This window comes from Streptomyces sp. NPDC085460, from assembly GCF_044541975.1.
Lineage (GTDB): Bacteria > Actinomycetota > Actinomycetes > Streptomycetales > Streptomycetaceae > Streptomyces.
On the sequence record NZ_JBITTO010000002.1, the window covers coordinates 175,646 to 198,114 of the forward strand.

The 22,469-nt window shown below is 73.3% G+C and carries 28 protein-coding genes; 18 read left to right on the forward strand and 10 right to left on the reverse strand.

Annotated elements, in window-relative coordinates:
• Positions 1 to 147 precede the first annotated feature (147 nt).
• Entirely contained in the window at positions 148 to 1,434 is a 1,287-nt protein-coding gene (locus tag ACIGHB_RS04915) for a sensor histidine kinase (RefSeq protein ID WP_399909602.1), read from the reverse strand.
• Positions 1,435 to 1,864: 430 nt separating this feature from the next.
• Complete coding sequence (locus ACIGHB_RS04920; protein WP_399909604.1) at positions 1,865 to 3,049, reverse strand: sensor histidine kinase; 1,185 nt, start codon at positions 3,047 to 3,049, stop codon at positions 1,865 to 1,867.
• Positions 3,050 to 3,238: 189 nt separating this feature from the next.
• On the opposite strand from ACIGHB_RS04920, the gene ACIGHB_RS04925 reads away from it, so the two are divergent.
• From ACIGHB_RS04925 to ACIGHB_RS04990, 14 genes are all read left to right on the forward strand, one after another.
• Entirely contained in the window at positions 3,239 to 3,646 is a 408-nt protein-coding gene (locus ACIGHB_RS04925) for an NADH-quinone oxidoreductase subunit A (RefSeq protein WP_399909606.1), read from the forward strand.
• Positions 3,637 to 4,254, forward strand: a complete 618-nt coding sequence (locus ACIGHB_RS04930; protein ID WP_360309102.1) for an NADH-quinone oxidoreductase subunit B family protein — start codon at positions 3,637 to 3,639, stop codon at positions 4,252 to 4,254. The genes ACIGHB_RS04925 and ACIGHB_RS04930 overlap by 10 nt, the downstream gene beginning before the upstream one ends.
• Complete coding sequence (locus ACIGHB_RS04935) at positions 4,251 to 5,753, forward strand: NADH-quinone oxidoreductase subunit C (protein WP_399909608.1); 1,503 nt, start codon at positions 4,251 to 4,253, stop codon at positions 5,751 to 5,753. Before ACIGHB_RS04930 ends, ACIGHB_RS04935 begins: the two co-directional genes overlap by 4 nt.
• Positions 5,750 to 6,712, forward strand: coding sequence for a complex I subunit 1 family protein (locus ACIGHB_RS04940; protein ID WP_360309098.1), 963 nt, complete (start codon positions 5,750 to 5,752; stop codon positions 6,710 to 6,712). Before ACIGHB_RS04935 ends, ACIGHB_RS04940 begins: the two co-directional genes overlap by 4 nt.
• Positions 6,713 to 7,321, forward strand: coding sequence for a NuoI/complex I 23 kDa subunit family protein (locus ACIGHB_RS04945; protein ID WP_399909610.1), 609 nt, complete (start codon positions 6,713 to 6,715; stop codon positions 7,319 to 7,321).
• A complete protein-coding gene (locus ACIGHB_RS04950) occupies positions 7,318 to 7,872 on the forward strand; it encodes an NADH-quinone oxidoreductase subunit J (RefSeq protein ID WP_360309094.1) in 555 nt (184 codons plus the stop codon). Before ACIGHB_RS04945 ends, ACIGHB_RS04950 begins: the two co-directional genes overlap by 4 nt.
• A complete protein-coding gene (gene nuoK, locus ACIGHB_RS04955; protein WP_399909613.1) occupies positions 7,872 to 8,225 on the forward strand; it encodes an NADH-quinone oxidoreductase subunit NuoK in 354 nt (117 codons plus the stop codon). Before ACIGHB_RS04950 ends, nuoK begins: the two co-directional genes overlap by 1 nt.
• Positions 8,222 to 10,201: an NADH-quinone oxidoreductase subunit L gene (locus tag ACIGHB_RS04960; RefSeq protein WP_360309090.1), complete on the forward strand. Its 1,980-nt coding sequence runs from the start codon at positions 8,222 to 8,224 to the stop codon at positions 10,199 to 10,201. The genes nuoK and ACIGHB_RS04960 overlap by 4 nt, the downstream gene beginning before the upstream one ends.
• A gap of 3 nt (positions 10,202 to 10,204) precedes the next feature.
• Positions 10,205 to 11,836: a NuoM family protein gene (locus ACIGHB_RS04965; protein WP_399909615.1), complete on the forward strand. Its 1,632-nt coding sequence runs from the start codon at positions 10,205 to 10,207 to the stop codon at positions 11,834 to 11,836.
• Positions 11,833 to 13,371: an NADH-quinone oxidoreductase subunit N gene (locus tag ACIGHB_RS04970; RefSeq protein ID WP_399909617.1), complete on the forward strand. Its 1,539-nt coding sequence runs from the start codon at positions 11,833 to 11,835 to the stop codon at positions 13,369 to 13,371. The genes ACIGHB_RS04965 and ACIGHB_RS04970 overlap by 4 nt, the downstream gene beginning before the upstream one ends.
• 44 nt (positions 13,372 to 13,415) lie before the next feature.
• Complete coding sequence (mscL, locus tag ACIGHB_RS04975; protein ID WP_360309084.1) at positions 13,416 to 13,871, forward strand: large conductance mechanosensitive channel protein MscL; 456 nt, start codon at positions 13,416 to 13,418, stop codon at positions 13,869 to 13,871.
• A 181-nt stretch (positions 13,872 to 14,052) separates the two neighbouring features.
• Positions 14,053 to 14,916: a zinc metalloprotease HtpX gene (htpX, locus tag ACIGHB_RS04980; protein ID WP_360309082.1), complete on the forward strand. Its 864-nt coding sequence runs from the start codon at positions 14,053 to 14,055 to the stop codon at positions 14,914 to 14,916.
• Positions 14,913 to 15,341, forward strand: coding sequence for a YccF domain-containing protein (locus ACIGHB_RS04985; RefSeq protein ID WP_399909619.1), 429 nt, complete (start codon positions 14,913 to 14,915; stop codon positions 15,339 to 15,341). Before htpX ends, ACIGHB_RS04985 begins: the two co-directional genes overlap by 4 nt.
• A gap of 3 nt (positions 15,342 to 15,344) precedes the next feature.
• A complete protein-coding gene (locus ACIGHB_RS04990) occupies positions 15,345 to 16,358 on the forward strand; it encodes a hypothetical protein (RefSeq protein WP_399909621.1) in 1,014 nt (337 codons plus the stop codon).
• 42 nt (positions 16,359 to 16,400) lie between these two features.
• Here the strand turns inward: ACIGHB_RS04990 and ACIGHB_RS04995 are convergent, their stop codons facing one another.
• Positions 16,401 to 17,027 carry an alpha-ketoglutarate-dependent dioxygenase AlkB family protein gene (locus ACIGHB_RS04995; protein ID WP_399909623.1) on the reverse strand — a complete coding sequence of 209 codons (627 nt, stop codon included), beginning with the start codon at positions 17,025 to 17,027 and terminating at the stop codon, positions 16,401 to 16,403.
• The gene (locus tag ACIGHB_RS05000; RefSeq protein WP_360309074.1) at positions 17,024 to 17,530 is read right to left on the reverse strand and encodes a methylated-DNA--[protein]-cysteine S-methyltransferase; all 507 of its coding nucleotides are present in this window, start codon (positions 17,528 to 17,530) and stop codon (positions 17,024 to 17,026) included. The genes ACIGHB_RS04995 and ACIGHB_RS05000 overlap by 4 nt, the downstream gene beginning before the upstream one ends.
• Before the next feature lie 322 nt (positions 17,531 to 17,852).
• Here ACIGHB_RS05000 and ACIGHB_RS05005 point away from each other — a divergent pair, with 322 nt between their 5' ends.
• The 3 genes from ACIGHB_RS05005 to ACIGHB_RS05015 are packed head-to-tail and all read left to right on the forward strand — an operon-like array spanning position 17,853 to position 18,720.
• Positions 17,853 to 18,116 carry a hypothetical protein gene (locus tag ACIGHB_RS05005; RefSeq protein ID WP_399909626.1) on the forward strand — a complete coding sequence of 88 codons (264 nt, stop codon included), beginning with the start codon at positions 17,853 to 17,855 and terminating at the stop codon, positions 18,114 to 18,116.
• Positions 18,113 to 18,478: a DUF6907 domain-containing protein gene (locus ACIGHB_RS05010; protein ID WP_399909628.1), complete on the forward strand. Its 366-nt coding sequence runs from the start codon at positions 18,113 to 18,115 to the stop codon at positions 18,476 to 18,478. The genes ACIGHB_RS05005 and ACIGHB_RS05010 overlap by 4 nt, the downstream gene beginning before the upstream one ends.
• A complete protein-coding gene (locus tag ACIGHB_RS05015; protein WP_399909630.1) occupies positions 18,475 to 18,720 on the forward strand; it encodes a hypothetical protein in 246 nt (81 codons plus the stop codon). Before ACIGHB_RS05010 ends, ACIGHB_RS05015 begins: the two co-directional genes overlap by 4 nt.
• A 99-nt stretch (positions 18,721 to 18,819) precedes the next feature.
• Here ACIGHB_RS05015 and ACIGHB_RS05020 read toward each other — a convergent pair whose 3' ends face one another.
• Positions 18,820 to 19,008 (reverse strand): hypothetical protein, encoded by a 189-nt coding sequence (locus ACIGHB_RS05020; RefSeq protein ID WP_399909632.1) that lies wholly within the window; start codon positions 19,006 to 19,008, stop codon positions 18,820 to 18,822.
• On the reverse strand, positions 19,005 to 19,184 hold the full coding sequence (locus ACIGHB_RS05025) for a hypothetical protein (RefSeq protein ID WP_399909634.1): 180 nt from the start codon (positions 19,182 to 19,184) through the stop codon (positions 19,005 to 19,007). The genes ACIGHB_RS05020 and ACIGHB_RS05025 overlap by 4 nt, the downstream gene beginning before the upstream one ends.
• A gap of 164 nt (positions 19,185 to 19,348) precedes the next feature.
• Between ACIGHB_RS05025 and ACIGHB_RS05030 the strand changes: the two genes are divergently transcribed.
• The gene (locus ACIGHB_RS05030) at positions 19,349 to 19,582 is read left to right on the forward strand and encodes a GntR family transcriptional regulator (protein ID WP_399909636.1); all 234 of its coding nucleotides are present in this window, start codon (positions 19,349 to 19,351) and stop codon (positions 19,580 to 19,582) included.
• A gap of 464 nt (positions 19,583 to 20,046) precedes the next feature.
• Here ACIGHB_RS05030 and ACIGHB_RS05035 read toward each other — a convergent pair whose 3' ends face one another.
• From ACIGHB_RS05035 to ACIGHB_RS05050, 4 genes are all read right to left on the reverse strand, one after another.
• Positions 20,047 to 20,235: a hypothetical protein gene (locus tag ACIGHB_RS05035; RefSeq protein WP_399909638.1), complete on the reverse strand. Its 189-nt coding sequence runs from the start codon at positions 20,233 to 20,235 to the stop codon at positions 20,047 to 20,049.
• Positions 20,235 to 21,563, reverse strand: a complete 1,329-nt coding sequence (locus ACIGHB_RS05040) for a phage major capsid protein (protein WP_399909640.1) — start codon at positions 21,561 to 21,563, stop codon at positions 20,235 to 20,237. Before ACIGHB_RS05040 ends, ACIGHB_RS05035 begins: the two co-directional genes overlap by 1 nt.
• 178 nt (positions 21,564 to 21,741) lie before the next feature.
• On the reverse strand, positions 21,742 to 21,978 hold the full coding sequence (locus ACIGHB_RS05045) for a hypothetical protein (protein WP_399909642.1): 237 nt from the start codon (positions 21,976 to 21,978) through the stop codon (positions 21,742 to 21,744).
• A gap of 14 nt (positions 21,979 to 21,992) precedes the next feature.
• Positions 21,993 to 22,469 carry a hypothetical protein gene (locus ACIGHB_RS05050; protein ID WP_399909644.1) on the reverse strand — a complete coding sequence of 159 codons (477 nt, stop codon included), beginning with the start codon at positions 22,467 to 22,469 and terminating at the stop codon, positions 21,993 to 21,995.

The window sequence follows — 22,469 nt, forward strand, 5'->3', positions numbered from 1 at the left end:
GGGCGCGGGGGCGCGGGGGCGCCGGGGCGCGGGGACACGGGGACACGGGGACACGGGGACACGGGGACACGGTGACGCGGGGGTACGCCGGGGGCGGGGGGACGCCGGAAGGACACCGGGGCGCGGCCCGCGCGGGTGCGGGAGGGCTCAGGCGCGCCAGGGGAGCTCGGCGGTGACCGTCGTCGGGCCGCCCGCCGGGGAGTCCACCGCGAGCACGCCGTCCACCGACCGCAGCCGCTCCGCGAGCCCCGCGAGGCCCTGCCCGCGCGCCGGGTCCGCGCCGCCGACGCCGTCGTCCCGGACCTGGAGCATCAGCCGCTCCTCCGACCGCCACACGTCCACCGACGCCCGCCGCGCCCGCGCGTGCAGCGTCACGTTCCGCAGCAGCTCCACGACCGTGAAGTACGCCAGGCCCTCAATCGCCGCCACCGGCCGGCCCGGCAGCTCCACCGACACCGACACCGGCACCGAGCAGCGCGCCGCCACCGACGACAGCGCCGCGTCGAGCCCCCGGTCGGTCAGGACCGCCGGGTGGATGCCCCGCGCCAGGTCCCGCAGCTCCTTCAGCGCCAGCTTCACCTCGCCGTGCGCCTCGTCCACCAGCACCGCCGCCGCCTCCGGGTCCCTGACCAGCGTCTCCTTCGCCAGCCCCAGGTCCATCGCCAGCGACGCGAGCCGCGCCTGCGGCCCGTCGTGCAGCTCCCGCTCGATCCGCCGCAGGTCGGCCGCCGCCGTGTCCACGGCCGCGCCCCGGTCCGACTCCAGCTCCGTCACGCGCTCCGCCAGCCGCCCGCGCCCCAGCAGCCCCGCCACCAGGACCCGGTCCACCGTGGTGAGACCGCGCACCAGCGGCGGCCACGCCAGCACCAGGAGCAGCCCGATGCCGCAGGTCACGCCGATCTCGAAGGGCGAGTCGAGGTACAGGGCGCGGGTCTCGTCCCCGTACAGCTGGATCCCGTCCTGGCTCAGGTACGCCGGGAAGACCCAGCGCCACAGCGGGTACGTGAACAGGCCCCAGCCCCACGCGAAGAAGGCCACCGACACGGAGAACGAGAACACCGCCCACGGGAAGTGCACGAGCGCGTACAGCAGGTGCCGCCAGGAAGCCCCGCTCCGCAGCATCGCCGCCATCCAGGAGAACGCCCCGCCGGTCCGCCCCCGCACCGGAGCCGGCGCCGGCACGTCCACCCCGAGCAGCCCGCGCACCCGCGCCCGCTCCACCGCGCCGAACCCCCGGCTCATCGCCAGCGACGCGGCCAGCACCGGCACCCCGAGGAAGGTGATCAGCAGCCCGACCCCGGCCGAGGTCAGCGCCACGGCCAGCGAGAACGCCAGCACGCTCAGCGGCAGCCCCACCAGCGTGAACAGGAAGGCCCGCCAGGTCCTCCCCTGGAACGGGGCCCGGAGGGCGGAGGGTACGAGGCTCGCGGCCATGGGGAGGTCCTTGTCTGTGCGGGAGGGGCGGGTGCTGTTCGCCTGCGCTTCGGGTGCTCTTTCGGGGTACGGCTCCAGCGTTCCGTCCGGGACCCCCTCGGCACCATGAGGCGGGTCGGCGTCTCCCGAGGGGGGATATCCCCACCACCGGGAGACACGGGCGCCCACCGGGACACCCGAAAGCGTCAGGCCCGGATCCGGGGGGGCCGGGAACGCCAGGAGGCGGCTCGGATCAGGAAGGCCGGGAAACGCCAGACGGCCCGGAAGCAGGGGCCTGGAAACGGCCCGGATCCGGGAGCCCCGGAAACGCGGGCGGCCCGGATCCGGGAGCCCGGGAAACGCCAGACGGCCCGGATCCGGAGGCCCGGGAACGCCGGCGACCCGGATCCGGGAGGTCGTCCGGCCCGGATCCGGGTCTGGCCCGGAAGCGTCAGACCTGTCGGTCCCGCCACGGCAGCTCCGCCGTGATCGTCGTCGGGCCGCCCTCCGGCGAGTCCACGACCAGCAGGCCGTCCACCGCGTCCAGGCGCTCCGCCAGACCGGCCAGACCCGTGCCGGAGCCGTCGAGCCGCGCGCCGCCCACCCCGTCGTCCCGCACCTGGAGCAGCAGCCGGTGCTCCGTACGCCACACCTCCACCGAGGCCCCGCGGGCGCGGGCGTGCTTGGAGACGTTCTGGAGCAGCTCCGAGACGGTGAAGTACGCGATCCCCTCGATCGCCTCGGCCGGCCGCTCCGCCAGATCCACGTGCACCGTCGCCGGCACCGTGCAGCGCCCCGCGAGCGAGGACAGCGCCGCCCCGAGCCCCCGGTCGGTCAGGACCGCCGGGTGGATCCCGCGCGCGAGGTCCCGCAGCTCCTGGAGCGCCAGCTTCACCTCGCCGTGCGCCTCCGCGACCATCGCCGCCGCCGCGTCCGGGTCCTCGTGCAGCTTCTCCTTCGCCAGGCCGAGCCCCATCGCCAGCGCCACGAGCCGCGCCTGCGCCCCGTCGTGCAGGTCCCGCTCGATCCGCCGCAGGTCCGCCGCCGCCGTGTCCACCACGACGCCCCGGTCCGACTCCAGCTCGGCGATCCGCCGCTCCAGCTCGTCCGAGGGCGAGAGCAGCCCCCGCACCATGCCCCGGTCCGCCGCCGCCAGGCCCCGCGCGATGAACGGCAGCACCGGCCACAGCGCCACGAGCGCCACCAGGGTGACGGTGAAGGTGAAGATCCCCCACGGCAGCCGGATCAGCCCGTACAGCTGGGTCCGCCACGCCACCGGGTCCTTCAGCCGCGCCCACAGCCAGGGCAGCGCGCCCGCGACCCGCGGCAGCCGCGACGGCTCGGCCACGTCCACGTCCAGCATCGCCCGCGCCCGGGCCCGCTCGGACCGGCCGATCCCGCGCGCCCCCGCCTGGCCCGCCGCCAGCAGCGGCAGGCCGATCACGGTCACCGACAGCGCGACGCCGACGACCACCGAGGTGACGGCGTAGACGAAGCCCACGAGGGCGGTGGGCAGGTTCAGGAGGAGGAAGGAGATCTCCTTCCAGGTCTCCTTCCCGTACGCGGTCCGCCGCCGCACGGGCGCGTGCCCGGCCGCGACGGCGGGGGAAGGAGTGCTCGGGTGATCAGCGGTCATGCCCCCAGCCTGCCGTCCCCCGCCCCCCGCGGGCCATGGGGGAGGTGGGTGTCGGCCACGGGGGATAACCCCACCCGCGCCCCACCCGCACCCCACGCGCACCCCACCCGCACCTGCTTACGCTGCTTTTAGCAGGGCCTAGACTCGCGTCCGTGAAAACGGCGGCGAGGGACTAGAGGGGCGGCGGACGTGCGGGAACCGACCGTATTCGCGGCGGACTACGTCGCGGCGGACTACTTCGATGCGTACTCCGTCGTCGGCCTGCTCGCCGTCGTCGGCGTGCTCTTCGTCGCGGTCGCCTTCGGCGCCGGCCGGCTGCTCCGGCCCGTCGTGCCGACCCCGGAGAAACTGCTCACCTACGAGTGCGGCGTCGACCCGGTGGGGGAGGGCTGGGCCCACACCCAGGTCCGCTACTACGTCTACGCCTTCCTCTACGTGATCTTCGCCGTCGACTCGATCTTCCTCTTCCCGTGGGCGACGGTCTTCGCCGCGCCCGGCTACGGCGCCACCACCCTCGTCGAGATGTTCGTCTTCCTCGGCTTCCTCGCCGTCGGGCTGCTGTACGCGTACAAGAAGGGCGTCCTGACATGGACGTAACACCGGACGTGACTCCCGCCGGAGGGGCCTCCGGGGGCCCCGTGCCCCTCCCCGCCCCCAAGCTGGGCACGCTCTCCCGCCTGGCCCCCGAGCCCATGAAGGTCGTCCTCAACTGGGGCCGCCGCTACAGCCTCTGGGTCTTCAACTTCGGCCTCGCCTGCTGCGCGATCGAGTTCATCGCCGCGTCCATGGCCCGCCACGACTTCATCCGCCTCGGCGTGATCCCCTTCGCGCCCGGCCCCCGGCAGGCCGACCTGATGATCGTCTCCGGCACGGTGACGGACAAGATGGCGCCCGCAGTGAAGCGGCTGTACGAGCAGATGCCCGAGCCGAAGTACGTCATCTCCTTCGGCGCCTGCTCGAACTGCGGCGGCCCCTACTGGGACTCGTACTCGGTCACCAAGGGCGTCGACCAGATCATCCCGGTCGACGTGTACGTGCCCGGCTGCCCGCCCCGCCCCGAGGCGCTGCTCCAGGGCATCCTCAAGCTCCAGGAGAAGATCGCCCGGGAGAACCTGGGGGAGCGGTACGGCACGACGGCACCGGCCTCGGTGTCCCAGCTCACCAGCCCGCTGGTCACCCCGCCGCCGGGAGGCGACGACCGATGAACCGCTACGACTCCCTTCCCGAAGCCGTGACGGACCTGTTCGGCGACGAGGCGGCGGCGGAGCGGGCGTACGACCTGCTGACCGTCGACGTCCCCGTCACGGACTGGCTCGACGCGCTGCGGACCGCCCGGGACGAGCTGGGCTGCACGTACTTCGACTGGCTGAGCGCGGTCGACGAGCCGGGCGTGGGCTTCCGCGTCTGCGCGCACGTCGTCGCCGTCGGCGACGGCGCCCCCCGCCGCCTCCTGCTCCGCACCACCGTGCCCCACGCGGCCCCCGCCCTGCCCACGGCCATCGGCGTGTACGCGGGCGCGGCCTGGCACGAGCGCGAGACGCACGAGATGTTCGGCGTCGTCTTCGAGGGCCACCCGAACCTCACGCCGCTCCTGCTCCCCGAGAACTTCGAGGGCCACCCGCTCCGCAAGGACTTCGTCCTCGCCGCCCGCGTCGCCAAGGCGTGGCCGGGCGCGAAGGAGCCGGGCGAGTCGCACGACGGCGGCCCCAAGCGCCGCCAGATGCTCCCGCCGGGCGTCCCCGACCCCAACGAATGGGGCCCCCTCAAGGGCCAGCTCCCCCCGGCCCCCGAACGCCCCGCCCGAGCCGCCGCCGGCGACCGCCCCCGCCGCACCCGCACGACAGCGGAAGCCTCCCGCACGTCGGCGGAGGGCCCGGCGAGCCAGGACGTCCCGGCAACCCCGCCCCGCCGCACCCGCACCGCCGCGCAGGGCTCGGCGAGCCAGCCGCCCCAGGAGACCCCGGAGACCCCGTCGGCCCCCGAGCCCCCGGCGACCGGAGCCCGCCCACCCCGCCGTACGCGCTCCGCCTCCGAGGGCTCCGCGAGCCAGAGCGCGGCGGCCCCGGCCGTACCCGAAGCCCCGGCCCCGGCGGCCCCGGCGACCGGCGCCCGCCCACCCCGCCGTACCCGCTCCGCCTCCGAAGGCTCCGCGAGCCAGACGGCCCCGTCGGCACCGGCGGCACCCGAGACCCCGGCCGCGCCCGAGGCCCCGTCGGCACCGGCCGCGCCCGAGACCCCGTCGGCCCCGGCCGCTCCCGGGACCCCGGCCGCGCCCGAGGTCCCGGAGGCCGGAGCACCCCCGGCCCGCCGCACGCGTTCCGCGTCGCAGGGCTCGGCGAGCCAGCAGGCGGAGCGGGCCGCCGAGCGGCCTGCGGCCCCCGCGCCGCCCCGCACCCGCAGCGCGGACGCCCCCTGGCACCACGCCCGCCCGGCCTACGACGACACCCCGGAACCCGCCGCGCCGACCCCGGAGCAGGCCCCGGACGCCACGCCCGAGCCGAAGGCCGAGCCCGCCCCGAAGGCCGAGCCCGCCCCGAAGGCCGAGCCCGCCCCGAAGGCGCAGCCCACCGAAGCCGAGCCCGCCCCGGAAGCCGAGCCCGCCCCGAAGGCGCAGCCCGACCCCGACACCGAGCCCGACCCCGACCCCAAGCCCCACCCCGACCCCAAGCCCGACCCCGACCCCGCCGGAGGCGATCCCGCGTGAACGACGCACTCGACGTCGCCGTCCGGCTGCTGCTCGTCTTCGCCGCGTTCCTCGTGCTGCCGCTCGTCGTCGGACAGACCGAGCACAAGGTGATGGCCCACATGCAGGGCCGCCTCGGCCCCATGTACGCCGGTGGTTTCCACGGCTGGGCCCAGCTCGTCGCCGACGGCGTGAAGTTCGCGCAGAAGGAGGACGTGGTCCCGAAGGACGCCGACCGGCGGGTCTTCCAGCTCGCGCCGGCCGTCGCCCTCCTCCCGTACCTGCTCGTCCTCGTCGCGATCCCGGTCGCACCGGGCTCCGTCGGCGCGGTCGTCGACGCGGGCATCTTCTTCGTGCTCGCCGTCATGGGCGTCGGCGTCCTCGGCAGCCTGATGGCCGGCTGGGCGTCCGCCAACAAGTTCTCGCTGCTCGGCGGTCTGCGCACCGCCGCCCAGCTCCTCGCGTACGAGCTGCCGATGCTGCTCGCCGCCGCGTCCGTCGCGATGGCGGCCGGCACCGTCTCCCTCACCGGCGTCCTCGACGCCTTCGAGTGGTGGTGGGTGCCGTGGCAGATCGTCGGCGCCCTGGTCTTCTTCGTCGCCGGACTCGCCGAGCTCCAGCGCCCGCCGTTCGACATGCCGGTCGCCGACTCGGAGATCATCTTCGGCGCGTACACCGAGTACACCGGCCTCCGCTTCGCGCTCTTCCTGCTCGCCGAGTACGCCGGCATCGTCGTCCTCTGCGGCCTCACCACCGTCCTCTTCCTCGGCGGCTGGCACGGCCCCTGGGGCGCCGACGGCCTCGGCTGGCTCTGGACCCTGCTGAAGACCGCCGTCCTGGCCTTCGTCGTCATCTGGCTGCGGGTGAGCTACCCGCGCCTGCGCGAGGACCAGCTCCAGAAGCTGGCCTGGACGACCCTGGTCCCGCTCGCCCTGGCGCAGATCGCGCTCACCGGCATCGTGAAGGTGGCGATCAGCTAAATGTCCCCGAACATCCCCGGCTCCGGCCTCGCCAAGGGCCTCGCCGTCACCCTCCGCACGATGACCCGGAAGACGGTCACCGCGCAGTACCCGGACGCGCAGCCCGAGCTGCCGCCCCGGTCGCGCGGGGTGATCGCGCTCTTCGAGGAGAACTGCACGGTCTGCATGCTGTGCGCCCGCGAGTGCCCCGACTGGTGCATCTACATCGACTCCCACAAGGAGACCGTCCCGGCCGCCACGCCCGGCGGCCGCGAGCGCAGCCGGAACGTCCTCGACCGCTTCGCCATCGACTTCTCCCTCTGCATGTACTGCGGGATCTGCATCGAGGTGTGCCCCTTCGACGCCCTCTTCTGGTCGCCGGAGTTCGAGTACGCGGAGACCGACATCCAGGAGCTCACCCACGAGCGGGACAAGCTCCGCGCGTGGATGTGGACCGTCCCCGAGCCGCCCGCGCTCGACCCGGCGGCGGAGGAACCCAAGGAGATCGCCGCCGCCCGCAAGGCCGCCGAGAAGGCCGCCGCCGCCGAGGCCGCCGCCCGTGCCGCCGCCGAGGCCGCCGCCCGTGCCGCCGCCGAAGCCGCCGCACAGCAGCAGGAGGGCGACGCGTGAACCTCGCAGCCCAGACCGCTCCCGGATTCCTCTCGCCCTCCGGCGTCGAGATCGCCTTCCTCCTCGTCGGCCTCGTCACCCTCGGCGCCGCGATCGTCTCGGTCACCACCCGGCAGCTCGTGCACGCCGCGCTCTGGCTCGTCGTCGCGCTCGGCGGCCTCGCCGTGGAGTACCTGCTGCTGACCGCCGAGTTCATCGCCTGGGTCCAGGTCCTCATCTACGTCGGCTCCGTCGTCGTCCTCCTCCTCTTCGGGCTCATGCTCACCAAGGCCCCCATCGGGCGCTCCCCGGACGCCGACTCGGGCAACCGGCCGGTCGCCCTCGGCGTCGCCGTCGCCGCCGCGGCGGCCCTCGTCTGGGTCGTCGTCGACGCCTTCCGCACGACCTGGATCGATCTTGACGGGCCCGCGCAGGGCTCCACCGGCGTGACCGGCGAGATCCTCTTCCGGCACTGGGTGCTGCCCTTCGAGGCGCTGTCCGTGCTGCTGCTCGCCGCGCTGGTCGGCGCCATCGTCCTGTCCCGCAAGAAGCCGGAAGGGGAGCGGGACTGATGCACCTCGCCTACCCCGCCGTCCTCGCCGCGCTCCTCTTCTGCGTCGGCCTGTACGGCGTCCTCGCCCGCCGCAACGCCATCCTGGTCCTGATGTCGGTCGAGCTGATGCTCAACGCCGTCAACCTGAACCTGGTCGCCTTCGACGTCTGGCTCCGCGACGCCCTCCACGCCGGCCAGGCCCTGACCCTCTTCACCATCGCCATCGCCGCCGCCGAGATCGGCATCGGCCTCGCGATCGTCCTGATGGTCTACCGCAACCGGGGCAGCTCCGACGTCGACCGCCTCCGCGACACGGCGGAACCCGCGCACAGCCCCGACGAGACAGACGAGAAGGCCGAGGCCGCCGCGTGACCACCACGACCCTCGCCGTCCTCGTCCCCCTCCTGCCCTTCCTCGGCGCCGCCGCCGGGCTCGCCGTCGGCCGTACCGCGCCCGGCTTCGTCCGGCCGCTCGCCGTCCTCCCGACCCTCGCCGCCGCCGTCCTCGCCGTCCTCGTGGCGGTCCGCCAGGGCGGGAACACGGTGATCGAGGCGAGCACCCAGCTCACCCCCACCGGCTCCGTCCCGATCACCCTCGGCGTCCACATCGACGGCTTCGCCGCCCTCGTCGCCGTCCTCGTCGGCGTCGTCGCGAGCTGCGTGCAGATCTACTCGACCGGCTACCTCCGCGAGGACCCGCGCTACCCCTCGTACGCGGCGCTCGTCTCCCTCTTCACCGCCGCGATGCTCCTCGTCGTCTACTCCGGCGACCTGATGGTGCTCCTGGTCGGCTGGGAGATCATGGGCATCTGCTCCTACTTCCTCGTCGGGCACTACTGGGAGACCCCCGAGGCGCGCTCCGCCTCCCTGAAGGCGTTCCTCGTCACCAAGCTCGGCGACGTCCCCTTCCTCTTCGGTCTCTTCGCCCTCGCCGCCGACGCCGGCACCTTCCGCATCGACGGCATCCTGTCCACCGTCGCCTCCGGGGGCCTCGACCACCCCACCCTGGTGGCGCTGCTGCTCCTCGCCGGCGTCGCCGGGAAGTCCGCGCAGTTCCCGCTGCACACCTGGCTGCCCGACGCCATGGCCGGCCCGACGCCGGTCTCCGCGCTCATCCACGCGGCCACCATGGTCGCCGCCGGCGTCTACTTCGTCGCCCGGCTCCTGCCGGTCTTCGCCGCCTCCGCCGCCGCGATGACCGTGCTCGCCGTGATGGCCGCGATCACCATGGTCGGCTCGGCGCTCGCCGCGCTCGCCCAGGACGACATCAAGCGGGTCCTCGCCTACTCGACGATCGGCCAGCTCGGCTACATGGCCGGCGCGCTCGCCGTCGGCGACCGGGGCGCCGCCGTCTTCCACCTCCTCTCGCACGCCGCCTTCAAGGCGCTGCTCTTCCTCGCGGCCGGCGCGGTCATCCACGCCGCCGGCACCAACTCGCTCACCGCGATGTCCCGGATGAGCGGCCTGGCGAAGCGGATCCCCGACGCGTACTGGACGATGACCGTCGCCCTCCTCGCGCTCGCCGCGATCCCGCCCTTCGCCGGCTTCTTCTCCAAGGAGGCCGTCCTCGTCGCCGCCGAGCACACCGCGCTCGGCGACCGGACGACCGCCCCCGCCGGGGCCGGCTGGACGATCCTCGTCGCGGGCCTGCTGACCGCCGTCCTCACCGCCGCGTACGCGCTGCGCCTCTGGCTCCGCACCTTCCGCGGCCACGGCGCCGAGGCCCCGCGGCACGGCCGCCAGCCGATCGCCATGACGAGCGTCCTGTGGGTCCTCGCGATCCCGTCCCTCGGCTTCGGGCTGAGCGCCGTGTACCTCGACGACTGGTTCGACGGCGAGGCCCTCACCCCGACGCTCACGACCGCCGTCCTCGGCACCGGCCTCGCCGTCGCCGGCGGCGCCGTCACCTACGCCGTCTGGCGCACCCTCGCCGCCCGGGCCGTACCCGCCGTGAAGACCCCGCACGTGGCCCACCCGGACGCCGACGCCGGTCTGGTCGAGGCCGAGGCGCTGCACCTGCCGCACCCCGCCGAGGACCCGGCCGACCCCGGCCGTGCCCTCCTCGGCCCGCTGTACGGCCCGGCCGCCGCCGGCTTCCACCTGGACGCCCTGTACCGGAAGGTCTTCGTCCGACCCGTGCTCGGCGCCGCCTCCCTGGTCCGCTTCCTGGACCGCGAGGTCGTCGACACCTACGTGAGCGGGGCCGCCGGCTCCGCCAAGGGCCTCGGATGGCTCGTCCGCCGCGCCCAGACCGGCAACGTGCAGACCTATCTCAGCGCCCTGCTCGCCGGCTCCGTCGTCCTGGCGATCGCCGCGGTCGCCCTCGCCAACGCCTTCGCCGGAGCGTGAGCCGTGATCGATATCAGCGAATCCGTGATGCAGTTCCTTCTCGCGTTCCTCGTCGCGGCGCCGCTCCTCGGCGCCGTCGCCGCGCTCCTGCCCGCCCCGCCCGGACTGAAGGGGACGTCGCCCGACCAGGCGGTGCTGCGCCACGGCGTCACCGTCACCGGCGCGATCCTGCTCGCCGCGCTCGCCCTCACCCTCGGCTTCGACCACGACGACCCGTCGAGGATGCAGGCCACCACGGACATCAGCTGGATCAGCGCCCTGAACGTGCGGATCCACCTCGGTGTCGACGGCATCTCGCTCCCCCTCCTGGTGCTGACGGCGCTGCTGACCTTCCTCTGCGCGCTGTACTCCTACTTCAAGCCGCCCACGGGCCCGTCCCCGAAGGCGTTCGTCGCGCTGCTGCTCGTCCTGGAGGCCGGCACCCTCGCCACCTTCGCCGTCCTCGACCTGGTCCTCTTCTTCCTCGCCTTCGAGATGGTCCTCGTCCCGATGTACTTCCTCATCGCCCGCTGGGGCGGCGAGGGCCGGCGGGCCGCCGCCGGGAAGTTCATCCTCTACACGCTGCTCGGCTCCGTGGTCATGCTGCTCGGCCTGCTCCTGATCGGGATCAAGGCGGGCACGTTCGACATGGTGGCACTCGCCACTGACAACGGCCGCGGACTGACCACGTCGGTGCAGGTCATCGCCGTTCTCGCGATCGGCCTCGGGCTCGCGGTGAAGACCCCGATGTGGCCGCTGCACTCCTGGCTGCCGGACGCCCACACCGCCGCCCCCACCGTCGGCTCGGTCCTCCTCGCCGGCGTGCTCCTGAAGATGGGCACGTACGGGTTCGTCCGCATCGCGCTGCCCATCGCCCCCGACGGCATGCACACCCTCGCCCCCTACCTGGCCGCCTTCGCCGCCGCCGGCATCGTCTACGGCTCGCTGGCCTGCCTCGCCCTGGCCCTCCCGTCGCCCGACCACCGCCCCTCATCGAGCCGCTTCGCGGCACGGCGCTCTCCCAGCGGCGCCAAGGGCGACCTCAAGCGACTGATCGCGTACTCCTCCGTCGGCCACATGGGCTTCGTCCTCCTCGGCATCGCGACCCTCACCCCCACCGGCGTCAACGCCGCCCTCTTCGCCAACATCGCCCACGGCCTCATCACCGGCCTGCTCTTCTTCCTCGTCGGGGCCCTGAAGGACCGGTACGGCACCGCCGACCTCGACACCCTCGCCGGAGCCACCGGCGCCGCCCTCTACGGCCGCGCCCCCCGCCTCGGCGCCCTCCTCGCCTTCGCCGCCGTCGCCTCCCTCGGCCTGCCGGGCCTGGCAGGATTCTGGGGCGAGATGCTCGCCCTCTTCGCCGCCTTCGACCCGGCCGAGGGGCTGAACCGCGCCGCCTACCTCGTCTTCATGGCCCTGGGCGGCCTCGGCACCCTGCTCACCGCCGCGTACCTGCTGATCGTCGTCCGCCGCGTCTGCATGGGCGGCCCCCGCCCGGCCGGCGAACCGGAGCTCGCCGACGTCCAGCCGTACGAGCTGGCCGCCTGGACCCCGCTCGTCGCCCTCACCGTCCTCGCCGGACTCTGGCCCGCGGTCCTCCTCGGCCTCACCGACCCGGCCGTCCAGCAGCTCCTCGCGGGAGGCACCCAGTGATCACCGCCGGCACCGCCGACGCCTCGCTCGTCCAGTCCGTCGACTGGCTGACGATCGCGCCCCCGACCCTCACCGCCCTGGTCGCGCTCGGCGTCCTCGTCGCCGACCTCTTCATCCCCGCCGGACGCAAGCACCTCCTCGGCTGGATCGCGGTCACCGGCCTCGCCGCCGCCCTCGCGCTCCTGCTGCCGCTGCGCTCCGGCGACCGGTCCACCTTCTGCCTCACCGCAGCCGCCCAGACCGACAGCCACGCCCAGACCGCCGGGTGCAGCTACACCGCCGACCACTTCACCCTGGTCATCCAGCTCCTCGTGCTCGGCGGCGCCCTCCTCACCGCCCTGCTGTCGCTGCCCGCCACGCGCGCGGGCAAGCTCCCGGCCGGCGAGTACTGGTTCCTGCTGCTCTCCTCCGCCGCCGGCGCCGCCCTGCTGCCCGCCTCCCGCGACCTCGCCACCCTCGTGGTCGCCCTGGAGGTCGCCTCGCTGCCCGCCTTCGCGCTCGTCGGCCTCAAGCGCGGCGACCGGCGCTCCAGCGAGGCCGCCCTCAAGTTCTTCCTCTCCTCGGTGACCGCCACCGCCGTCACCCTCCTCGGCGTCAGCTTCGTCTACGCCGCCACCGGCACCCTCCACCTCACCGAGATCGCCGCCCGCCTCGACGACGTCCCCGGCCGGCTCCAGACCCTCGCCGAGGCCGGCGTCGCCCTCACCCTCGTCGGCTTCGCCTTCAAGGTCGCCGCCGTCCCCTTCCACTTCTGGGTCCCCGACACCTACAGCGGCGCCCCCCTGCCCGTCGCCGCCTACCTCTCCGTGGTCGGCAAGGCCGTCGGCTTCACCGGCCTCATCCTGGTGACCGTCGTCGCCTTCCCCGCGTACGCCGACATCTGGGGCCCCGCCCTCGCCGTCCTCGCCGCCCTCACCATGACCGCGGGCAACGTCGCCGCGCTCCGGCAGGACCCCACGCGCGCGGGGAGCGCGATCCGGCTGCTCGCCTGGTCCTCCGTCGCCCAGGCCGGCTACCTCCTGGTGCCGATCGCCGCCGCCGCGTACTCCAGCGACGACCAGATCGGCGCCACCGTCGCGTACGCCCTCATGTACGCGGTCGTGAACCTCGGCGCCTTCGCCGTCGTCGCCCTCGTCGCCCGCACCCACCCCGGCAAGCGGATCTCCGACCACGCCGGACTCCACGCCACCAGCCCCGCCGCCGCCCTCGCGCTCGCCTTCTTCCTCCTGAATCTGGCCGGTTTGCCCCCGGGTATCATCGGCCTCTTCGCCAAGGTGACCGTCTTCTCGTCGGCCGTCGACGCGGGCCTCGGCTGGATGGCCGTCGTCATGGGCGTCAACGTCGTCATCGGCCTCGCGTACTACCTGCGGTGGACGGCCCTGCTGTTCCGCACGCCGGAGGACGCCGTCCGGCCGGAGCCGCGGCGGGCCCCCGCGCCCGTCACCGCGGCGATCGCGCTGACCGCCGTGGCCGGAGCCGTCCTGTCGGGATACCCGCAGCTCGCCCTCCGCTACGCGACGGCCGGCCTCTTCTGACCCCACGCCCCCCCACGGAACCCCACTACTAGGAGCAACACCCCGTGCTGAACGGATTCAAGGACTTCATACTTCGCGGGAACGTCATCTCGATGGCCATCGGCCTGGCCGTCGGAACCGCGTTCACGGCCGTCGTCACCGGCTTCAGCAAGGCGTTCATCACCCCGCTCATCGGCCTCGCCACCGGCTCCGTGGGCAACTTCAACGACGCCCAGTTCCACGTCGGCAAGACCGTCTTCCCCTACGGTCTGGCGATCTCCGCCGCCATCGCCTTCGTCATCACCGCCGCCGTCCTCTACTTCCTGATCGTCGCCCCGCTCGCCAAGGTCCAGGAACGCTTCGCCAAGGAGGAGGCGCTCGACCCCAAGGCCGAGAAGCGCGACTGCCCCCGCTGCTTCACCGAGATCCCGGCCGTCGCCTCCCGCTGCGCCCACTGCACCAGCGAGGTCGAGCCGATCGCCGCGAGCCTGGAGAAGCTCTCCGTCCCCGCGGCCCGCTGACCCGGGTGACGATCACCCGAACGGCGTAACACGCCCCCGGTGCGGCCGGGGGAACCGCAGCCTCTCGCCTGGCGTTGACCAGTACGTGAGGGTCCACTGGACTGGGGGTCCCCCCGGACGAAGTCTGGGGGAGGACCACGAAGCAAAGGGTTCCCCTGCCGCACCACTTGGAGGGCGTACCGTGCACCGCCGGCACAACGGGCTGAGGACCGCCGTACTCCTCGGAGGGCTCTCCGCCCTCATCATCGTCATCGGCAGCTTCTTCGGCCGTACGGGCCTGATCGTCGGACTCGTCGTCGCGATCGGCACCAACGCGTACGCGTACTGGAACAGCGACAAGCTGGCCCTGCGCGCCATGCGCGCACGCCCCGTCAGCGAATTCGAGGCCCCCGCCCTCTACCGGATGGTCCGGGAGCTCTCCACCCAGGCCCGCCAGCCGATGCCCCGCCTCTACATCTCGCCGACCCAGGCGCCCAACGCCTTCGCCACCGGCCGCAACCCGCGCAACGCGGCCGTCTGCTGCACCGAGGGCATCCTCGCCCTCCTCGACGAGCGCGAGCTCCGCGGAGTCATCGGCCACGAACTCAGCCACGTCTACAACCGGGACATCCTCATCTCCTCGGTCGCCGGCGCGCTCGCCTCCGTGGTGATGTTCCTGGTCAACTTCGCCTGGCTGATCCCCGTCGGCCGCTCCAGCGACGACGAGGGACCCGGCCTCCTCGGCTACCTGATGATCCTCATCCTCGGCCCGATCGCCGCCTCCATCATCCAGCTCGCCATCTCCCGCTCCCGCGAGTACGAGGCCGACGCCTCCGGCGCCCAGCTCACCGGCGACCCGCTCGCCCTCGCCAGCGCCCTGAGGAAGCTCGAAACGGGCACCAAGCAGCTCCCGCTGCCGCCCGAGCCGCGGATCGAGACCGCGAGCCACATGATGATCGCGAACCCCTTCCGTCCGGGTAAGGGACTCTCCAAGATGTTCTCGACCCACCCGCCCATGGCCGAGCGGATCGCTCGCCTCGAACAGATGGCAGGTCGCCGCCCGTGAAGACCATCCTCAACGTCATATGGCTCGTCCTCTCCGGCTTCTGGCTGTTCCTCGGCTACCTCCTCGCCGGAGTCCTGCTCTGCATCACCATCATCGGCATCCCCTTCGGCCTCGCCGCCTTCCGGATCGGCCTCTACGCCCTCTGGCCCTTCGGCCGCACCGTCGTCGACAAGCCCGGCGCCGGCGCCGCCTCCTGCGTCGGCAACGTCCTGTGGCTGATCCTCGCCGGCTGGTGGCTCGCCATCGGCCACATCGTCACCGGCATCGTGCTCTGCGTCACGATCATCGGCATCCCGCTCGGCATCGCGAACTTCAAGCTCATCCCCGTCTCCCTGCTGCCGCTCGGCAAGGACATCGTCCCCACCGACCAGGCATACGGATACGGCGGCCAGGCGCAGCAGCAGTACCGCCACCCCGGCTTCTGACCCGTGCACCAACCGCGCTACGCCCTGCTCTCCGGCCGTCGCGTCCTGGCCCTCTGCCACGACGTCGACGGCCTCTACGGCGACCCCGCCCCCCACCCGCGCCTCCGCCACGAACTACGCGGCTGCGAACCGCGCGGCCCGCTCGCCCGAGCCGTCACCCAGGCGATCGTCGAGGGATCGGCACCCCTCGGCACCCTCGACGCCGAGACCCCCGACGGCGTCTGGCGCTTCGACGCCGTCCGCGTCCTCGGCGCCCGAGGCGACGTCGTCACCATCGAGGCGGCCGGGCCGCCGCGCCGCTCCCACGGCGCCACCGACCCCGTCCCCTGCGCCCACCTCATCCCGCTCCCCGGCACCCCGCCGCCCGCCGGCGAGGTCACCTTCCTCGGCTGCTCCCCGCGCGGCGCCCTCCGCGACGCCCTCGCCGCCGGCGCCGGATCCTTCGAGGACGTCCGCTACCAGGTCCTCCGCGCCGGAGGGAACCTCCGGCACGAGGGCGAGGCGGGCCCCGTGACCGGCTGGGACAGCGCCCCCGGCCCCAACGGACTGGTGGACCTCACCGTGGCCTTCCCCCTCAGCGGCCTGATCCCCCGGCAGACCCGCGAGGTGTGGGACCTGTTCCACGACCACCGGCCGCCCGCCGAGCCCGGCACCTGGCGCCGCTTCACCGGGGCCGCCCGCGCCGTCTGGCGGCACGAGGCGACCCTCCGCTCGTACGACCTGCCCGAACCCGCCCCCGGCGCCACCTACACGATCGACGGCCGGGGGATCACCGACGCGGACGCCCTGATCTGCGCCGTCACCGAAGCCGTCCACGGCCCCGGCCTGGCCTACCCCTTCAGCGACCCCCGCGCCCTCGGCGAGGAACTCTCCGGCCGCGTCCTCGTCTGGCACCACGCCGACACCGCCCGCGCCTGCCTCGGCGTGACCCCGCTCCTCGCCGAGCCCCGCCCGCCCACCTTCCAGGAGTGGGTCGACGGCCTCGAAGCGGCCGGCGTCAGGGTCGTCCTCGCCTGACCGCACACGTTCGCGATCGCACACATGACCGCCGGTGCGGGCTCACGGACGCCCGGTCTCCCGCAGCGTGATGTTGAGCCGCCCGGACAGCCCGAGCGCCGGATCGGCCGTCCCCGGGAACACCCTCGGCACGCCGTGGTACACCCACCGCGACTCCCCGCCGAAGACGAACAGGTCCCCGGAGGCCAGCTCCACGTCGCTCCAGGGCCGCCCCCGCCCCTCGGCGTTGCCCAGCCGGAAGACGCACCGGTCGCCGAGGCTCAGCGACACCACCGGCGCCCCGGACCGCTCCTCCTTGTCCTGGTGCATGCCCATCCGGGCGCCGTCCCCGTAGAAGTTCACCAGCGCGGTGTCGGGGGCGAAACCGCCGTCCTCCCCGTACGCCTCGGCCACCGCCGCCCGCCCCAGCGCGACCAGCCAGCCGGGCAGCTCGACGGCGACGGAGTCGAGATACCGGTACGGGACCCACTGCCGGCCCAGACAGAGCGACCGCACCGACATCACGCCCCCGCCGGGCAGCACCGTCCGCCGGTACGCCAGCGGCCCCCGCCCGAACTCCCGGCAGGCCGCGACCAGTTCCCGCTGCCGCGCGAGCGGCAGCCACCCCGGCACGTGCACCGCCCCGGGCGCGACCTCGGTCCGCTCGCGCGGGAAGAGCCCCTCGGTCACGCGAGGGCTCCCTCCAGGTCCAGCAGCGACCGCTTCCGGTCCAGCCCCGCCGCGTACCCGCGCAGACTCCCGTCCGCGCCGATCACCCGGTGGCAGGGCCGCACCACGAGCAGCGGATTCCGTCCGATCGCCGTCCCCACCGCCCGCACCCCGGCCCCGCCGGCCCCGACCCGCCGCCCGATCTCCGCGTAGCTGACGGTCGTCCCGTACGGGATCTCCTCCAGGGCCGCCCAGACCCGCCGCTGGAACTCCGTCCCGGCGTCCGGGGCGAGCGGCACGTCGAACCGCTCCCGCCGCCCGCCGAAGTACTCCTCCAGCTGCGCCACGACCTCGGCGAAGGCCCCCTGGTCCCGCACCCAGCCGTCCCCGACCGCCACCGCCCCCTTCTGCCCGGGCAGCGAGAGCGACCGCAGCACGGCGCGGCCCCCCGCCGAGACCTGCCCGGTCAGCAGCATCTCGCCCAGGGGGCCGTCGGCGTACGCGTACACGGTGATGTCGTCCATGACTCCAGTGTGCGAGCCCCGCCGGCCCGTGGACCGGCGGCTTTCGGACACCGACCTACCGGTAGTTCACGTACCGCCCGAGTGGACGCCTGACCTGCACCGGAACCCGGAAAGGGGGTCTGACGTGCAGAAACTACCGACAGTACTTGCCATCGTTTCTCAGCGTTATGCGTGGTCATGTGCCCTCGAAGTGCCCTCGCTTGCCCGCTCTCCGCCGGGCGGGTCGTCCACACCCTGTGGACGTAAGGCGGCCCCGAAACGGTGATCGCAACACCGGCCGGGGCCTTGATCCGAACCCTTCCTGATCAAGGAGTCCAGACCCATGCAGAACGGTACCGTCCTGCGCGCGTCCGAGCTGTTGCTCGGCATCGCCGACAAGCTCGACGCCAAGCACCCCACCAAGCCCGTCACGCAGGCCCTCGTCCTGGCGCAGGCCCTCGTCGCCGCCGAGGAGGTCCACGGCCCGACCGAGACCGCCGAGACCGCCGAGCGCGCCATCCTCCCCCTGCTGCCGGCCGTCACCGGCCAGACCCGCGGCGAGTACGCCGTACAGCTCCGCCTCGCCGCGCAGGGGGTGACCCTGTGACTCGCCACGTCGACCTCACCACCATCGACCACGAGACGGTTCGTCTCGTTGAGCCGGAGTGGTGCACCGGACACGCCGACCACACCCCGTGTCACCGCGTTGACCTCGCCCACACCGGGGCCGAGCGCCGGCTCGCGTACGGAAGCGACGACCTCCTCATCGCCATGCTCACCCAGGACCCGTACGCCAAGGACCCCGAGCGGCGCCGCACGGGCCTGTACGTCGAGCAGACCGGATGGGCCGCGACCCTCGATCCGGACGGCGTCCGCCGCCTGGCGGCCACGCTCACCGTGCACGCCATGCACCTGCGGCAGCTCGCCGACCGGCTCGCCCGCCTCGGCGACGAGGAGGCCGGCCGGTGAGCACCCCGCCGAAGCCCGGCAAGCGCATGAGCGTCCGTGTCGACACCGCCCTGTCCGACGACCTCGCCGCCCTGATGCGGACCGGTATGACGGCGTCCGACGCCGTCCGACTCGCGGTCGGGTTCCTCGCCCACGGTTACCGCGACCTGTGGACCCAGGGCGTCTACCCCGAGGGGGTCACCCCCTCCCGGATGCGGCTCACCTCGCCGCCGTACGACAGCCGTCCGACACGCACTGACTGACGTCGGACAAGGAAAGCCCCCGAGAGCGGACGCATGAACGCTCCCGGGGGCTTCTCGCTGCCCGCTGGTGGCCGGCGTGTGCACCAGCGGGCAGGAGTCCTAGGCGCCGAGGTGGCGGCTGAGGCGGGACGTGTACGTGGCGTTCGGGCCGATCGTGCGTGTGGCCTCGTTGCAGTCCGCGTCGGCGGCGTGGCGCCACATCTGCGGCTTGGCGCCGCTCGACGAGAACGCCTCGATCTCCACGGCCCCGCTGGTGATGGTGTAGCCGCAGCGCTGGCAGGTCTTCACCGCCGCACTCCCTTCGGCTTGCCGTGGCAGGGGCAGTAGCAGGAGCGGGGCAGCACCTCGACGCCGTCGACGAAGACGGGGCCGGGCGAGCAGTGCACGTGCCCGTACGGCAGGGTGCATACGCCGGAGATGCGGCCGCCTGTACGGGCAGGTGGGGGCGGGGTAGCGTGAGCCATGACGAGACCTCCTCGGGTGTCGTCCGCACCCCCGGACCGGTCGCACGGTCGCGGGGGTCTGTCTTGTTCGCTCACCGTAGCCAGACCTGTAGGTACCTGTACACCCCTAGCTATGGGTAGGGGCATCTATGCCCGCATCTGCGGCGATACCTACCGTCACCCGCATGATGGACTTCGACCCGACCCGCCCCAAGTGGCAGCAGATCGCCGACGCGATCCGCCAGAGGATCGCGACCGGCGAGCTGCCGCCCCGGGCCCTGGTGTCCGAGGTGCAGCTCGAAGCGGAGTTCAGAGTGGCACGGACGACCGTCCGGAAGGCGACAGCGGCACTCCGCGAGGAGGGGCTGATCACGACCACCCCGGGCATGGGCTCGTTCGTGTCCGACCCCAACGACTAGCCCGGTCGTCACAGTCCGTTATGTCACAGAGAGTCGCTATTTACCCGGTCTGTGGTGTTCGGGGGATTAGCCTTCTGGGCTCCGTGCAAAAAAGCGGGCGACGAGAGCTTTTGGGTCGCCCGGTCGGGTTCTGAAGATTCGACCCGCCTCCCCCAGTGCGCGGTTGAACTGGTGGCTGTGAGCGAGCCGGCCGCGGCCTGTTACGGGTCGTGAGGCTGGCTGATGACTGTCTGTCGCTGGGCTACAAGTGGGGCTCAGAGCGGCTGGCGCTGGCGCCGCGTCGCTTCCCTTCCGGTTGGAGCTTGTGCGTGTCCTGCGTGCCCTGGAAACGCTTAGTGCCCGACCCTCGGATGGGGGTCGGGCACTAAGTGGAGTGAAGGACGCAGGTGGGTCGCGGGCGGACACTACCTAGCCACCTTGCCCTGCTCCCTGCTCAGAGCTGGGTTTCACGTCCTGTCACTGGTTCAGCTGCGCTTGCTGCGCTTGTTCTCGTTGCTGTTCTCCGCTGCGGTTCGCAGTACCGAGAGGTGCGGGGGGATGGGCTCCCCCCGGGGGACCAGGGTGTGGCAGCCGGGCCCGAGGTCGGGGCGCGGGATGAGGAGGTCTTCCTCCGCGATGGGCTGCTCGGTGCCGGCGAAGGGGTCCGTGGTCATCAGGCACGCACCCCGGTGTCAACGACGAACGCCTCGCCGTGAGCGAGGGCGATGTCGCCTCGCATCCAGACCATGAGGGCGACCTGGCCCACGTCGGCGTACCGCTCGACGAGCTGGATGAACATGGGGCCGGTCCGCATGCCGAAGTACAGCTGGTCCCACTGGCCGGTGTACACCTCGCTGCAGTCGGTGGAGGTGCCGACGGTGAGGTTGATGGGGATCTGGTTGGTGGCGTAGCGGGGCAGCATGCCGGCGGGCGGCTGGATGTACTGGCCGGTGGTGTCCTTGAGCTTGGCCAGTCCCTGCTCGGTGCGCGGGGCGTCGATGACGGCGGTGGGCTCGAAGTTGAGGGACCGGGCGGTGGCCTGGGCGTCGATGAGCATGTCGTACTTGAGGTTGGCGATGGTGTCGCCGTTGGCGCCGTGGGTGGTGATGGTGACGCCGGTCTGGTTGCGGACGCCGCGGGGCTCGGGGGCGGTGCCGGTGCCGCGGAGGGCGACGCGGTCGAATTCGAGGGCGACCTGGGCGGCGAGGTCGCGCTCGACGACGCCGACGATGTTGGGGTCGGAGTCCTCGATGAGCTCGCGGCTCATCTTGACCAGGAAGGCCATGGAGCGGGCCGTGAGGGTGACGGAGTCGAGGGTGAGGTCGCCCTCGGCGACGGCGGCGTTCTCGTTGCGCCAGGCGGGCGCGGAGCTGCCGGTGAGGCGGGGGACCTTGAGGGTCTGCGCGGTCATGGGGACGACCGTGGCGCCGGCCTGCATGACGCGGGCGGTGTTGCGGGCGCGGTCGATGAGCTGGGCGGCGGTGGGGGTGGGGACGAGGTGGCCGCCGGCGGTGGCGGTGCCCTCGCTCATGGCGCGCAGCTCGGCGTCGTTGAGGCCGTCGCGGCGGCCGGTGACCCACGTGCGCAGCAGGGCGCCGAGGCGGACGTCACGCTCGTCCTCGCGCACGTTCTGGTGCCGGTCGACCCACTGGGCGAACGAGTCGCTTCGCGTGAGCATCGGCACGTCGGGGGTGTCGGTGCGGCGGACGGGGCCGTCGGCGATGACGACCTCGGAGCGGTCGACGCGGTTGTACTCGGGGGAGCTGTCGAGGCGCCGCTGGATGATGCCGAGGCGGCGGATCTCGTCGTCGTGCGCGTCGAACTCGCGCTGCTCGGAGGCGAGGAGGCTACGACCCTCAAGGCTGGCGTTGTCGGTGAGGGCCTGCATGGCGGCGAGCCGGTCGGTCTGCGCCTGCCTGACGGCCTCGTAGTGCTGCGCGAGCGTCTGGCCCGCCTGTCGCTCGGTGAGGCTGGCAGCGGTGGGCAGGGTGGTACGAGACATGAGGGGACTCCGTGTGTCAGTGAGGTGTGAGTGCGCGCCGGTTCGTCGACGGCTCGCGGTGCGGGGCACTCGCGCGGGCCGGAGGGGCGCGTCATCAAGGCAGCTCACCGGGGCGGGGCCCTGGTCGGTGAGCGGGGGCGGGCGGGGCCTGCCCCCTGCTCTGCCTTGATCGTAGCGGCTAGTGGTGCTGGTTGCGGAGGATCTGGGTCAGGTGTGTGTCGAGGGCGGCGGGGTCGCCGTGGTGGGCGACGAGTCCGAGGAGCTGGGCGAGGGCGCCGGTGGCGAGGGTGAGCTGGACGAGTTCGTCGCGGTCGCGGGTGTCGAGGAGCGCGCGGAGGGCTTCCTCGTCCTGGGCGGCGCCGGCGCGGACCAGCGCGCAGGCCGCGGCGAACGTGGCGTTGGACGTGTCGGTCACAGGGGCTCCCGGGGTCAGACGTGAGGGGTGCACAGGGCGGCGTCCCAGCCGGGCGGCTGCATCCAGGGGCGCTCGGTGAGGATGGCGGCGATCTTCCGGTCGGTGTCGGACACGTCGCCGGTCCTGAACGCTTCGAGGGCCATCTCGATGAGGTGGGGCTGGCTTTCGAGGGTCACGCACTCGATGACAGGGGCGAGGACGCGTGCCGCACGGCAGCGCCACATGACGCCCGGGGAGGGCGACATGGGGTCGGGTTCCAGGGGCCCGAGGGGTTCGGCGATGTAGAGGGCGCCGTCGGGGTACATGGCGGCGTACGCGGCGGCGATCTCGGGGTCGGGGGTGAGGTACACCCAGCCGGCGTGCCGCGCCGCGGAGGTAGGCAGTGCGTACCGCTGTGTGGTGGCGGTGGTCTGCGACTGGCTCGGGGGGAGCAGCGGGGCGCCCATGCCGAGGCCGGGGATGCCGCCGTGGAAGAGGTCTTCGTGTGTCAT